This is a genomic window from Streptomyces sp. NPDC093085, assembly GCF_040683935.1.
Lineage (GTDB): Bacteria > Actinomycetota > Actinomycetes > Streptomycetales > Streptomycetaceae > Streptomyces.
Genome location: NZ_JBFBFB010000005.1, coordinates 104567 through 117693 on the forward strand (window position 1 = coordinate 104567; position 13127 = coordinate 117693).

At 73.5% G+C, this 13127-nt stretch carries 10 protein-coding genes and 1 pseudogene; 6 read left to right on the forward strand and 5 right to left on the reverse strand.

Annotated features, from left to right (window positions below; all coding sequences use genetic code 11):
* Window positions 1-234 (forward strand): annotated as a pseudogene (locus AB0O07_RS16965) (DNA recombination protein RecN); the annotation flags it as partial.
* A 24-nt stretch (window positions 235-258) separates the two neighbouring features.
* Here the strand turns inward: AB0O07_RS16965 and AB0O07_RS16970 are convergent.
* Entirely contained in the window at window positions 259-951 is a 693-nt protein-coding gene (locus AB0O07_RS16970; RefSeq protein ID WP_365633387.1) for a metal-dependent transcriptional regulator, read from the reverse strand.
* Between the two features lie 242 nt (window positions 952-1193).
* Between AB0O07_RS16970 and AB0O07_RS16975 the strand changes: the two genes are divergently transcribed.
* The 3 genes from AB0O07_RS16975 to AB0O07_RS16985 all read left to right on the forward strand — a co-directional run bounded on the left by AB0O07_RS16975 (window position 1194) and on the right by AB0O07_RS16985 (window position 4670).
* Window positions 1194-1949: an SIS domain-containing protein gene (locus AB0O07_RS16975; protein WP_365633390.1), complete on the forward strand. Its 756-nt coding sequence runs from the start codon at window positions 1194-1196 to the stop codon at window positions 1947-1949.
* A 458-nt stretch (window positions 1950-2407) separates the two neighbouring features.
* Window positions 2408-2992, forward strand: coding sequence for a carbonic anhydrase (locus tag AB0O07_RS16980; RefSeq protein ID WP_365633393.1), 585 nt, complete (start codon window positions 2408-2410; stop codon window positions 2990-2992).
* Between the two features lie 187 nt (window positions 2993-3179).
* Entirely contained in the window at window positions 3180-4670 is a 1491-nt protein-coding gene (locus tag AB0O07_RS16985) for a SulP family inorganic anion transporter (protein ID WP_365633396.1), read from the forward strand.
* A gap of 77 nt (window positions 4671-4747) precedes the next feature.
* Here AB0O07_RS16985 and AB0O07_RS16990 read toward each other — a convergent pair whose 3' ends face one another.
* On the reverse strand, window positions 4748-6280 hold the full coding sequence (locus AB0O07_RS16990) for a PAS domain-containing protein (protein WP_365633399.1): 1533 nt from the start codon (window positions 6278-6280) through the stop codon (window positions 4748-4750).
* 468 nt (window positions 6281-6748) lie between these two features.
* On the reverse strand, window positions 6749-7387 hold the full coding sequence (pdxH, locus tag AB0O07_RS16995; RefSeq protein WP_365634231.1) for a pyridoxamine 5'-phosphate oxidase: 639 nt from the start codon (window positions 7385-7387) through the stop codon (window positions 6749-6751).
* 206 nt (window positions 7388-7593) lie between these two features.
* Here pdxH and AB0O07_RS17000 point away from each other — a divergent pair, with 206 nt between their 5' ends.
* Window positions 7594-8721, forward strand: coding sequence for a citrate synthase 2 (locus tag AB0O07_RS17000; protein WP_365633402.1), 1128 nt, complete (start codon window positions 7594-7596; stop codon window positions 8719-8721).
* 330 nt (window positions 8722-9051) lie between these two features.
* The gene (locus AB0O07_RS17005) at window positions 9052-9771 is read left to right on the forward strand and encodes a hypothetical protein (protein WP_365633405.1); all 720 of its coding nucleotides are present in this window, start codon (window positions 9052-9054) and stop codon (window positions 9769-9771) included.
* 12 nt (window positions 9772-9783) lie between these two features.
* Here the strand turns inward: AB0O07_RS17005 and AB0O07_RS17010 are convergent, their stop codons facing one another.
* Together AB0O07_RS17010 and AB0O07_RS17015 are read right to left on the reverse strand one after the other, a co-directional pair.
* Complete coding sequence (locus tag AB0O07_RS17010; RefSeq protein WP_365633407.1) at window positions 9784-10956, reverse strand: acyl-CoA dehydrogenase family protein; 1173 nt, start codon at window positions 10954-10956, stop codon at window positions 9784-9786.
* A 2-nt stretch (window positions 10957-10958) separates the two neighbouring features.
* Window positions 10959-13124, reverse strand: a complete 2166-nt coding sequence (locus AB0O07_RS17015) for a biotin carboxylase N-terminal domain-containing protein (RefSeq protein ID WP_365633410.1) — start codon at window positions 13122-13124, stop codon at window positions 10959-10961.
* Window positions 13125-13127 lie beyond the last annotated feature (3 nt).

Consider the following 13127-nt stretch of genomic DNA (forward strand, 5'->3'; position numbering starts at 1 on the left):
GCGGTACGCCGGGGCGGCACGCCGGGGCGGCACGCCGGGGCGGTACGCCGGGGCGGTACGCCGGGGCGGTACGCCGGGGCGGTACGCCGGGGCGGCACGCCGGGGCGGCACGCCGGGGCGGTACGCCGGGGCGGTACGCCGGGGCGGTACGCCGGGGCGGTACGCCGGGGCGGTACGCCGGGGCGGTACGCCGGGGCGGTACGCCGGGGCGGGCGGCGGCCGGTCGGGCCGTAGGTCTGGCGGCGGACGCCCGCCTGGTCAGCGCTTCGCCACGAAGACGTGCGACGCCACCTCGGAGTCCAGCTCCGCCGCCTCGCCGCTGCTCCCCACCAGCACCCCGCCCGCCGACTCCGTCACGCTCACCACGGAGCCCGGCTGCACCCCCGCTCGCCGCAGGGTGTACATGAGCTGCGCGTCCGTCTGGATCGGCTCGCCGATCCGCCGTACGACGACGGTCTGGCCGTCGGCGCCCGGGTCCAGCTCCGCCAGGCTCACCATCCCCGCGTCGAGGAACGGATCGGCCTCGGCCTTCTCGCCCAGCTCCTCAAGGCCCGGGATCGGGTTCCCGTACGGCGACTCCGTCGGGTGGCGGAGCAGTTCGAGCACGCGCCGCTCCACCGCCTCGCTCATCACGTGCTCCCAGCGACACGCCTCCGCGTGCACCTGCTCCCACTCCAGGCCGATCACATCGACCAGGAGGCATTCGGCGAGCCGGTGCTTGCGCATGACACGCGTCGCCAGCCTGCGCCCCTCTTCCGTCAACTCCAGATGCCGGTCGCCCGCGACCTGCACCAGCCCGTCACGCTCCATGCGTGCGACGGTCTGGCTGACCGTGGGGCCGCTCTGATCGAGCCGCTCCGCGATCCGGGCGCGCATCGGAACCACACCTTCCTCTTCCAGCTCAAGGATGGTGCGGAGATACATCTCCGTGGTGTCGATCAGTCCGGACATTCGTGCCCCTCGAATAAATCGTGCGCTGGCGCTGGCCCTGGCTCAATTCTGACGCATACCACCGACAAGCGTGCCGCGTCGGCGGAGGGAACGGTGTTGACAGGGCAATGGTCCAGACCTCAACGTGATCGGCGACACAGCCATTCCCGCCCAGCACAGCGCCCCGCACCGCGCCCCGTACCGCACCTCGCACCCCGCCCGGCACGTCCGCCCCGTACCCCCCCCCATCGAAGGGCTCCCCCATGCGCGAGAGCACGCCTGCCGACCAGTTCTTCGACGCGGCGATCGGCCTGCTCCAGCGGGTACGGGAGGCGGAGGCCGCCTCCATCGCCGCCGCCGGGCGCGCGGTCGCCGACACCGTCGCCGCCGGGGGCCGGCTCTTCGCCTTCGGCGCCGGGCACTCCTCGCTCGCCGCCCAGGACGTCGTCTACCGCGCCGGCGGCTTCGCCACCATGAATCTGCTCGCCGCACCGGGCCTGGTCGGCGTGGATGTCATGCCCGCGCCGCTCGGCTCCGCGCTGGAGCGGGTCGAGGGCCTGGCGGGCACCGTGCTCGACGCCTCCCCGGCCGGCCCGGGGGACCTGCTGGTGATCATCTCGCTCTCCGGGCGGAACGCGCTCCCCGTCGAGATGGCGCTGGCCGCGCGGGCCCTGGGGATGACCGTGATCGGGGTGACCTCGGTGGCGTACGCGCGCGAGACCACCGCCAGGAACCGGACCGGGACCTTCCTCAAGGACCACTGCGACATCGTGCTCGACAGCGGCATCGCGGTCGGCGACGCCGAACTGACCGCCCCGGGCGTCGCCGCGCCCTTCGCGCCCGCCTCCACGGTCGTCACCAGCGCCCTGATGCAGGCGACGATGGCCGCCGGGGCCGCGGAGCTCGCCGCGCGCGGCATCGAACCGCCGCTGCTGCGCTCCGGGAACGTCGACGGCGGTACGGAGTGGAACGCCCGGGTGATGACCGAGAACCGGGACCGGATCTTCTACCGGCACTGAGAACGCCCCCGCGGCGCCGCCGCCGCGATCTCCGTCACACGCCCGAAACTATCGGCGGAACGGGCCCGGTCGACCGTACGTCACCATTGCAACGCCCTCTCGATCAGGTGATCGGATAATCACCGTGTCGGTCGGGAAGGGCGGGGCCTGCGGGAATCGCACCCACGAACGCACCTCGCACACGCAATCCAAAAAAGCCACTTTGCGTCACGAAAGGCGCGCTTGGCGGAATTTTGATCTTTCACGTGCAGGTAATGTTCAGGCAAAGTAGTCGACGCCACGGTGCCTCATCATGGGTTTCCGGCGGCGTCTCGCCGGCGTTCCCGCACACCTGGGTACCCGCACACCTGGATACCCGTACGTACGCGCACGCCGAACACCGAACACCCAGCACCACCCCCCACTGACCCGACCACACCGCGCCCCGGCCGAACCGAGGGTGCAGGAGGCAGGCCATCATGAAGTCACTCATCGAACACGCCCGTTCCTTCTCCGTGCACGTGGCGGAGCGCTCCGAGGAGTTCCGCGATCTCGCCGCGGGGCAGGCCCCCGAAGCGCTCTTCATCACCTGCTCGGACTCCCGAGTCATCCCCTCCCTCATCACCGGCGCCCGTCCCGGCGAGCTGTTCGAGCTCCGTACGGCGGGCAACATCGTCCCCCGGTACGACGCGGCGCGGCCCGGCGGCGAGACCGCCACCATCGAGTACGCGCTGCGCGTCCTCGGCGTCCGCGACATCGTCGTCTGCGGGCACTCGCACTGCGGGGCCGTCGGCGCCATGGTCCGCGGCGACGACCTCTCCGCCGTGCCCGCCGTACGCGGCTGGCTGGACAGTTCGACCGGGGAGCTCCCGTCCGCGCGGGGCCTCGCGCACGCCGTACGGCACCACGCCGCCGCCCAGCTCGACACCCTGCGCGGCTACCCCGCCGTGCGGGAGGGGCTCGCCGAGGGGCGGCTCTCGCTGCACGCCTGGTACTACGAGGTGGACACCGGCGCGGTGAGCAGTCACCGGCCGGAGCTGGACGGGGAGTTCAGACCGCTGTGAGCACGCCTTCGGGTCCGGCGGGCCCGACCCGTGGCCGCGTGACCACGTAACCGCGAACGCGCGAACGCGTGTCGGCGCGAACGTGCGCAAGCGCGTGGCCGCGTGGCCCGGGACGTGCCCGCCGGGGCCCGGGGCGCCGCACCCACCGCGTCGCTCGTCCCCGTCTCACAGCTAGGACTTCCCTTTCATGTTCAGCCTCTTGAGGGACCCTCAGGTCCTCCGGCGCGACGTCCTCGCGTCGCTCGTCGTCTTCCTCGTCGCCCTCCCGCTCTGTGTGGGCGTCGCCGTCGCCTCCGGCGTCCCCGCCGAACTCGGCCTGGTCACGGGCATCGTGGGCGGCATCGTCGTCGGCTGTCTGCCCGGCAGCTCGCTCCAGGTCAGCGGCCCCGCCGCCGGGCTCACCGTGCTCGTGTACGAGGCCGTCAAGGAGTTCGGGCTCGGCGTGCTCGGCGCCATCGTCCTCGTCTCCGGACTGCTCCAGCTCCTGCTGGGCGCCTTCGGCCTGGGGCGCTGGTTCCGGGCCATCTCGATCGCCGTGGTGCAGGGCATGCTGGCCGGCATCGGGCTGGTGCTGGTGCTGGGCCAGGTGTACGCCATGGCCGACACCCCGCAGCCGTCCGGCGGCATCCCCAAGCTCACCGGGCTGCCGGGGCTGGCCGGCGAGATCGTCTCGAACGGTACGGCGCTGACCGCGTTCCTCGTCGGCGCCGGTACGGTCGCGGTGCTCGTCCTGTGGCCGAGACTGCCCGCCCGGGTCCGGGTGGTGCCGGGTCCGCTCGTCGCCGTGGCGCTGGCGACCGGCGCGACGCTCCTGCTCGACCTGGAGATCGCCCGGGTCGAGGTCCAGGGACTGCTGGAATCCGTAAGCCCGCCGGGGCTTGAGGACTTCGGCGCGCTGGTGGGGGTGGCGGCGATCGGCACCGTCCTCGCCTTCACCCTGATCGCCTCGGCGGAGTCCCTGTTCAGCGCCGCCGCCATCGACCGTATGCACGACGGGCCCCGCACCGACTACAACAAGGAGCTGATGGCCCAGGGCGTCGGCAACACCGTCTGCGGGGCGCTCGGCGCGCTGCCGATGACCGCGGTGATCGTCCGCAGCGCCGCCAACGTCCAGGCGGGCGCCCGCACTTCGCTCTCCCGGGTGCTGCACGGCCTCTGGCTGCTGCTCTTCGCGGCGCTGCTGCCCGCCGCGATCGGGGTGATACCGCTGGCGGCACTGGCGGGCGTCCTGGTCCACGCGGGGTGCAAGCTGATGCCCGTACGGGAGCTGGCCCCGCTCTGGCGGGAACACCGGGGCGAGGCGGTCATCCTGGCCGTCACCGCGCTGGCGGTCCTGGTCACCAACCTCTTCGAGGGCGTGGTGCTGGGGCTGCTGCTCGCGGTGGTCAAGACGGCGTGGGAGATCTCCCACCTCCATGTCGACGTACGGAAGCTCACCGGCGGGCGGCTGGTGGTCTCGGTGACGGGCAACGCGACGTTCCTGCGGCTGCCCCGGATCATGGAACAGCTCGAAGCCCTCCCGAAGGACCAGCCGATCGAACTGGACCTGTCGGGCCTGCGCCATGTCGACCACGCGTGCCGGATCGCCCTGGAGAACTGGGCGCTGCGCCACCACGACGCGGAGACGGAACCGGTCAGAATGGTGCCGCTGCCGCCGCCGGCGCGGTCGCAGGGCTGACCGGAGAGAGGCCCTGGCCGGACCGCCCGCCTGGCCGGACCGCCCGCCTGGCGGGGCCGGCCAGGGCCTCCGAACCCCTAATCGTCTCCCGGAGACGGGGGCAACGCGGCGGCCAGGTCCAGGCAGGCGGCTATCCGGAGGGTCACTTCTTCCGCGTACACCGCGTCGGGGCGTTCGAAGGCGGCTCGGCTGGTGCCGCGGAGGAAGGTCACCACGCCGAGCGATCTGCCCCGGCTGCGGAGGACCGTGCAGAGCGCGTGGACCGAGTCCTCGGGCCACTGCCGGGACGACGCCCATACGGGGGCGGGCACCGGCTGGGGCGCGCCGCCCTGGCCGCCGTTCGCGGGCTCGGCGGTGAGCGGGGCGCTGGCCCGGACCGCGCCGGTACGGTCCAGGGCCTGGAGCGCGGGGTGCCCGGCGACGTACGGCACCGGTATGGAGCCCATCCCGGTCGGCGCGCTCGGGCCCGACACGCCACCCGCGGGGGTCGCCAGCGCGCGGATCAGGCGCACCGGGCCCGCAGGGGCGGAAGGGATGGACGCGACGCCGCCGGAAGCTGTCCTTCCGGCGGCCCCCGCGCGCGTGCCGTCCGCGATCAGGTCGATCAGGGCATGGTCCGCGAAGCCCGCCAGCGCGAAGTCCAGATGGACCGAGGCCGCCTCCATCGGGTCCTCGCACTCCGCCGCCGCCCGCGCCGCACGGTGGAGCTGGCTGCCCCGGAAGCGGAGCCGGTCCGCCTCCTGGATGGCCAGCCGCACCTCCGTGACGTCCTGGAACATCCACCCCACGCCCAGCGGAACCGGTTCCTCCGCCAGCGGCGATGCCAGCCGCAGGAAGCCGCACCGCCAGCACCGCCGCCGTTCGCCGTCCGGCGTACGGAGCGTCACCCACACCTCGGCGGTGGCGGACGCCGCGCCCGCCGACAGCACATGCTGGAGCGCCGACTCCAGTTCCTCCACGCCCCCCGTGATCAGCTCGCCCAGCGGCCGGCCCAGCACGGCGGTGCGCCCGGCGCCGAGCAGCCGCGCCGCCTCGACGTTGACGACGGTGGGCCGCAGGTCGACATCGACCAGCACGACCGCCCAGGACGCGTCCTCGAAAAGCGCCTCGCTCAGCGCGATGGAGCGCTCCAGGTCGATCTGGTCGTGGACCTCGCTGAACGCGCTGTAGACCCCGGCGGGCTTCCCGTCCGCCCCGCGCATCCCGGAGGACTGAGTACGGATGAGGACCCGCCCGCCGTCCTTCCTCAGCAGCGCGAACTCGTCGACCTGCCGCCCCGGGCCCTCCATCACGGCCATCAGCCGCGCCTGGACCTCGTCCGCGTCGGCGGTGCGCACCGCCCACCCCGCGAAGCCGTGCCGGCCGACGGCCTCCGCGGCGGTCCAGCCGAGGATGCGCTCGGCCTCGCGGTTCCAGTGGGTGATCACGCCCTGCGCGTCGAAGGCGCAGAGCGCCGCGTCCATCCCGTCGAGCAGCGCCGCGAGCAGGTCGGACCCCGGACCGTCCTGGCCGCCCCCGGTCCCGCCGCCACCGGCGCCGTCCGAGCCGCCGTCGGACCCCGGCTCGTCCGGTCCGGCCGCACTGGTGGTCTCACTCCGAGAAGCACTCACGCTGGCACCCCCTGCGGGACATCTCCGCCTGTGCTGCTGACTCTGCTGCCGCACCTACGATCATTCAACTCGAAAGTGGCCCACCTCACACATCGTTCCGCCGGAAAAGTGATCCGTTAATTCGGTTGAGCGGGGCCGGAGCGCTTCCTAGGCTGTGGAGCACACTGAAAGGAGGTGATTCGGAAGTGATTTCTTTCCGGACTCGTGAGGTGGCTGCGGGCTGACGGCCCGACGCCGCACTCAGTGCGGAGCCGACACGTCCGTCGGCCCAATCCACAGTAGTCACCGCCCCGCAGGCTCGCCGGTCCGTCCGGCCGGCTCCTCCTCGGAGGAACCCGAGCCTGCGGGGTTCCGCTGTCTCAGGGGCCTGGTCCAGGGGCAGGGCCCCTCGGGGCCGGACCCCTACGGGGGGCCAGTCCCCTAGGGGCAGGGCCCCCTAGGGGCAGGGACCCCTAAGGGCAGGGACCCCTAGGGGCAGAGCCGTTCCACGCGCCACCCCGGCCGCCTGTCCGGGCCCTCCGCCCGTACGTACCGGAGCCGGTCGTGGAGCCGGTTCTCGTGGCCCTGCCAGAACTCCACCGTCTCCGGGACGACCCGGAAGCCGCCCCAGTGCGGGGGCACCGGAACCTGCTCGCCCTCCGGATACCGGTCCGCGAGGGCCTCGTACCGCTGGAGCAGGTCCTCGCGCGAGCCGATCGGCGCGGACTGGTCGCTGGCCCAGGCGCCGAGCTGGGAGCCGTGCGGCCGGGTCCGGAAGTACGCGGCCGTCTCGTCCCGTCCGGTACGGGCCGCCGCGCCCGTGACGATCACCTGGCGGGCCAGCGGGTGCCAGGGGAAGAGCAGGGAGACCTGGCGGTTGGCGCCGATCTCCCGGCCCTTGCGGGAGGAGTAGTTGGTGTAGAAGACGAAGCCGCGGTCGTCGAACCCCTTCAGCAGCACCATCCGGGAGGACGGCCGGCCCTCGGGGGTCGCGGTGGCGACGACCATCGCGTTCGGCTCGGGAAAGGCACAGGCCACGGCCTCGGCGAACCAGCGCGCGAACTGGTCCATGGGCGCGGCGGCGAGGTCCGTTTCGAGGAGCGGGGTGGAACGGTACTGCTCGCGCATGGCGGAGGGATCCGGGGTCTCGTGAGGCACGGGATCATCCTGCCGCAGCGCCGAGTTTGCCCTGAACAGAGGAGCCTCAATCCTCGCCGGACAAAATAAGGCAGTGTGCCGGTTATCACGCGCCGCGCTCTCTTTCCCTACCGTGGAAAACGGCCAAAATCTGGGGTCTCATCGACACCCTGCCCGCCCGAGCAAGGAGCCGCCCGATGTCAGACTCCGACACCTCTGCCACCTCCTTCGTCCCCGGCCTCGAAGGCGTCGTCGCATTCGAGACGGAGATCGCCGAGCCGGACAAGGAGGGCGGCTCCCTGCGGTACCGGGGCGTCGACATCGAGGATCTGGTCGGCGAGGTCTCCTTCGGGAACGTGTGGGGGCTGCTGGTCGACGGCGCGTTCACCCCCGGCCTGCCGGCCGCCGAACCGTTCCCGCTGCCGGTGCACTCCGGCGACATCCGGGTCGACGTCCAGTCCGCGCTGGCGATGCTCGCCCCGGTCTGGGGCATGAAACCGCTGCTCGACATCGACGAGGCCCGGGCCAGGGACGACCTCGCGCGGGCCGCCGTGATGGCGCTCTCGTACGTCGCCCAGTCGGCCCGCGGCCAGGGCGTGCCGATGGTCCCGCAGCGCGAGATCGACCAGGCGAAGTCGGTGGTGGAGCGCTTCATGATCCGGTGGCGCGGCGAGCCCGACCCGCGTCATGTGAAGGCCGTCGACGCGTACTGGACCTCCGCCGCCGAGCACGGCATGAACGCCTCCACCTTCACCGCCCGGGTGATCGCCTCCACCGGCGCCGATGTCGCCGCCGCGCTCTCCGGCGCGGTCGGCGCGATGTCGGGCCCGCTGCACGGGGGCGCGCCCTCGCGGGTCCTCGGCATGATCGAGGAGATCGAGCGCACCGGCGACGCGACGGCCTATGTCAAGCAGGCGCTCGACCAGGGTGAACGCCTCATGGGCTTCGGCCACCGGGTCTACCGGGCCGAGGACCCGCGCGCCCGGGTGCTGCGGCGCACGGCGCGCGAACTGGCCGCGCCGCGCTTCGAGGTGGCGGAGGCGCTGGAGAAGGCCGCGCTGGAGGAGCTGCACGCGCGCCGCCCCGACCGGGTGCTGGCGACGAACGTGGAGTTCTGGGCGGCGATCGTGCTGGACTTCGCGGAGGTCCCCGCGCACATGTTCACCTCGATGTTCACCTGCGCCAGAACGGCCGGCTGGTCCGCGCACATCCTGGAGCAGAAGCGGACGGGCCGGCTGGTACGTCCTTCGGCGCGGTACGTGGGACCGGGGGCGCGGGGTCCGGCGGAGATCGCGGGGTACGCGGAGGTGGACCCGATCGTCTGACGGTGCGGGGGAGGCCGTCGCCCCGTACCCTCGCCCCCGTCCGTACCGCTACCGTCAGTGCTCACAGCAATACGGTACGAGGTACGGGGGAACGACATGAACGCCGGACAGCGACAGTGGGGGCCCGGAGGGGGCGCCCCGCGACCGGGGTGGGGCCCGCCGCCCGTACCACCGCGACCGGGGTGGGGCCCGCACCCCGTACCGCCGCAGCCCGTACCCCCGCAGCCCGGGCCGTACCCCGGGCCGCCGCCGCCCGGTCCCGCCCGGCGGCGGTCGCTCAGGCGGCGGCTGGTACGGCTGCTGCTCCACCCCGTCAGGGTGGCCCGCAGGGTGTGCAGGCCGACCCGGCCGGACCGGGTGGACGACCCGGTGGTGCGGCGGATCCAGGTCCTGCGCATGGTGGTCGGTCTCGCCGCGATCGCGTGGATCCTGGTGGCGTACCGGATCGCGGCGGACGCGCAGGCCGTGGCCTGGCAGCGGTTCGAGCAGGCGGGGGACGCCTGGGCCGTGCTGGCGGCCACCTTCCCGGTCTGCGTGGGCGTGTTCATCGCCCTGAGCCGTCCGGACCGCCGGCGCGAGTACCTGCGGCGCGCGCTGAAACCGCTCGGCGCGCTGCTGGCCCTGGGCGGCGCTCTCGGGTTCATCCTCCTGCTCGTCTTCGGCTTCCTGACCGGCGGCTCCATCAGGCGGGCGCCCGAACACCCGGCGACGGCCGACTACTTGATGATCCTGTACCAGTTCGCCCTGGTGATCGGGTGCATCTGGGCCATCGCCTTCATCGTCTACGGCGCGGGCCTGGCGCTGACCCACATGTTCCGCGCCGCCGACATCCACGACGTCCTGCCCCCGCTCACCGCGACCCTGCTGGCCTGGGAGCTCTCGGTGATGGACCTGATCCAGGACACCTACGCGGGCGCCCCCACGGGGGTGCTGGTCGCGGCGGTGTTCGGCGGGCCGATGTCGGTCACGGCGGTGAGCCTCTGGGAGCTGCGGCGGCTCAGGACCCGGCACGGCCGTACGGTGCGGGAGGCGCTGGGCCGTACGGGGTGAACGCCCGTTATTTCAGTACGACTTGGGGAGCCCCAGGGACTGGTGGGAGACGTAGTTCAGGATCATCTCCCGGCTGACCGGGGCGATCCGGGTCACGCGGGCGGCGGTGACCAGGGAGGCGAGGCCGTACTCGCGGGTGAGGCCGTTGCCGCCCAGGGTCTGTACGGCCTGGTCGACGGCGCGTACGCAGGCCTCGCCCGCCGCGTACTTGGCCATGTTCGCCGCCTCGCCCGCCCCCTGGTCGTCGCCCGCGTCGTACAGGAACGCGGCCTTGCGCAGCATCAGTCCGGCCAGTTCGATCTCGATGTGGGCCTGGGCGAGGGGGTGGGCGATGGCCTGGTGGGCGCCGATGGGGGCCTGCCAGACCTGGCGGGTCTTCGCGTAGTCGACGGCCCGCCCGAGCGCGTACCGCCCCAGGCCGAGCGCGTACGCGGCGGTCATCACCCGCTCCGGGTTGAGCCCGGCGAAGAGCTGGCGCAGTCCGGCGTCCTCGTCCCCGACGAGGGCGTCGGCGGGGAGCCGTACGTCGTCGAGGACCAGCTCGAACTGCTTCTCGGCGGTGGTGAGTTCCATGTCGATCGGGGTACGGGTGAACCCTTCGGCGTCGCGCGGAACGATGAAGAGGCAGGGCTTGAGGCCGCCGGTCGCCGCGTTCTCCGTACGGCCGACGACGAGGGTGGCATCGGCGAGGTCGACGCCCGAGACGAAGACCTTGCGGCCGTTGAGCACCCAGCCGCCCTCGTCGTCGCGGTGGGCGGTGGTGGTGATCCGGTGGGAGTTGGACCCGGCGTCGGGCTCGGTGATGGCGAAGGCCATGGTGCGGGAGGCGTCGGCGAGCCCGGGGAGCCACTGCCGCTTCTGCTCCGGGGTGCCGAAGCGGGCGATCACCGTGCCGCAGATCGCGGGGGACACGATCATCAGCAGGAGCGGACAGCCCTGCGCACCCAGTTCCTCCAACACCAGGGCGAGTTCGGATATGCCGGCGCCTCCGCCGCCGTACTCCTCCGGCAGGTTCACCCCGAGGTAGCCGAGCTTGCCCGCCTCCTGCCACAGGGTCGCGCGGTCGAAGCCGGGGCCGTGGCGGCGGCCGAGGGCGGCGACGGCGGTGCTGAGGGCGGCGTGTTCCTCGCTCTCGGCGAGGAAGGGATGGGAGGGGGCAGTGGGGCGGGAGGCGTCGGTGGCCATGGTCAGGTGTCCTCCGGTGCGTCGGGGGCGTCGGGGGCGTCGGGGACGTCGGGGACGTCGGTGGAGCTAGTGGCGTCGGTGGCGGTGACGACGGCGAGCAGGGCGCCCACCTCGACCTGCCGTCCGGGGGCGGCGTGGAGCGCGGTCAGGGTGCCGGTGGCGGGGGCGAGGACGCGGTGCTCCATCTTCATGGCCTCCAGCCAGACCACCGGCTGCCCCGCCGTGACCCGCGCCCCCTCGGCGAGGCCGTCCGCGACCCGTACGACGGTCCCGGGCAGGGGCGCGAGCAGCGAGCCGGGCTCGGTGGCGGGGCGCGGCTCGGGGAAGCGGGGCCGGGCGGGCAGCCGCCAGGAGCCCGCCGCGGAGTCGACATGGACCTCGTCGCCGTACGCGGTGACGTGGAAGTTCCACAGGACGGCGCCGACTTCGAGGACGACCCGGCCGGGCGTGACGGCGACGACCCGGATCGGGGGTCCGGAGGGCTCGGGGGTCTCGGGGGTCTCGGAAGCTTCTGGCGTCTCGGGGGCTTCTGGGGCCTCGGGCGTCTCGGGTTCGAGTACGTATCCGGTGCGGGTGGCCCGGTAGCGGATCTCGTGGGTGCCGTACGTCTTGGTCTGCGGCGCCGACGGCACGTTCCGCCAGCCACCGATCCTCGCCGGGACGGTGCCGCCCCGGCCCCGCGTCGCGGCGTCCGCGAGCGCGGCGGCGACGGCAGCGCACCGCTCGCCGGGGCCGCCCTCCGGGCCGTCCTCCGGGGCGGTCAGCGCGGGCAGATGGCGGTCGTAGAAGCCGGTGTCGAGACGGCCCGCGACGACCTCGGGGTGCGCCAACGACCGTACGAGCAACTGCCTGTTGGAGACGGGCGCGTGCACCCGCGCCCGCCGCAGCGTGTCCCGGAGCCGGCGCAGGGCCGCCGCGCGGGTGGGTGCCCAGGCGATGACCTTGGCGAGGAGGGGGTCGTAGTGCACGCCGATGGTGTCGCCCCCGGCGTACCCGGCGTCGACCCGGATACGGGGGGTGCCGGATCGGTGCGACTCCCGTGCTCTGTACGGCGGTTCCGCTCCGTAGGGCAGTTCCGCCCCGTACGACGTCTCCGCTCCGTACGGCGCCTCTGCCCCCGGCACGGAGAGCGCGTGCAGCCGCCCCGTCCCCGGGGCCCAGCCCTCCGCCGGGTCCTCCGCGTAGAGCCGGGCCTCCACCGCGTGGCCGTACGGGGGCGGGGGCTCGGGCGGCAGGGGGTCGCCCTCCGCGACGGAGAGTTGCAGGGCGACCAGGTCGAGGCCGAACACCTCCTCCGTGACGGGGTGTTCGACCTGGAGCCGGGTGTTCATCTCCAGAAAGTACGGGCGGCCTTCCGCCGTGACGAGGAACTCGACCGTCCCCGCGCCCCGGTAGCCCACGGCGCGGGCGGCGGCCACGGCGGCTTCGGCGAGTCCGGTACGGAGCGCGTCCGGCAGCCCCGGCGCCGGGCACTCCTCGATCACCTTCTGGTGGCGGCGCTGGAGCGAGCAGTCCCGGGTCCCCAGCGCCCAGACCGTGCCGTGCGCGTCCGCGAGGACCTGCACCTCCACATGGCGGCCCCCGGTCACATAGGGCTCCGCGAAGACCTCCCCGTCCCCGAACGCGGCCCGCGCCTCCGCCGAGGCCGCCCGCAACTCCGCCTCCATCGCGTCCAGTTCACGGACGACCCGCATGCCCCGGCCGCCTCCGCCCGCCGACGCCTTGAGCAGCAGGGGGAGTTGGTCCGGGGTGGCGGTGGCCGGGTCGACGGGGGCGAGCAGCGGCACCCCGGCCGCCGCCATCAGCTCCTTCGCCCGGGTCTTCGACGCCATCGCCTCGATCGCCTCGGGCGGCGGCCCGATCCAGCGGAGCCCCGCGGCCAGGACCGCCCGAGCGAACTCCGCGTTCTCGGAGAGGAATCCGTACCCGGGGTGCACCGCGTCAGCGCCCGCCGCGAGCGCCGCCCGGACGATCAGGTCGCCGCGCAGATAGGTGCCGGCGGGCGCGGCCCCCGGCAGCCGTACGGCCGTATCCGCCGCCCGGACATGGAGCGCGTCCGCGTCGGGGTCCGCGTACACGGCGACCGTGGCGATGCCCTGCTCCCGGCAGGTGCGGAAGACGCGGCAGGCGATCTCGCCCCGGTTCGCGACCAACAGCGTGGAGATCACCGG

What these genes read in the sequence shown, in the direction of transcription:
- AB0O07_RS16970 (WP_365633387.1), bottom strand. Translation starts at nt 951, where the DNA reads ATGTCCGGACTGATCGACACCACGGAGATGTATCTCCGCACCATCCTT.
- AB0O07_RS16975 (WP_365633390.1), top strand. Translation starts at nt 1,194, where the DNA reads ATGCGCGAGAGCACGCCTGCCGACCAGTTCTTCGACGCGGCGATCGGC.
- AB0O07_RS16980 (WP_365633393.1), top strand. Translation starts at nt 2,408, where the DNA reads ATGAAGTCACTCATCGAACACGCCCGTTCCTTCTCCGTGCACGTGGCG.
- AB0O07_RS16985 (WP_365633396.1), top strand. Translation starts at nt 3,180, where the DNA reads ATGTTCAGCCTCTTGAGGGACCCTCAGGTCCTCCGGCGCGACGTCCTC.
- pdxH (WP_365634231.1), bottom strand. Translation starts at nt 7,387, where the DNA reads ATGCGCGAGCAGTACCGTTCCACCCCGCTCCTCGAAACGGACCTCGCC.
- AB0O07_RS17000 (WP_365633402.1), top strand. Translation starts at nt 7,594, where the DNA reads ATGTCAGACTCCGACACCTCTGCCACCTCCTTCGTCCCCGGCCTCGAA.
- AB0O07_RS17010 (WP_365633407.1), bottom strand. Translation starts at nt 10,956, where the DNA reads ATGGCCACCGACGCCTCCCGCCCCACTGCCCCCTCCCATCCCTTCCTC.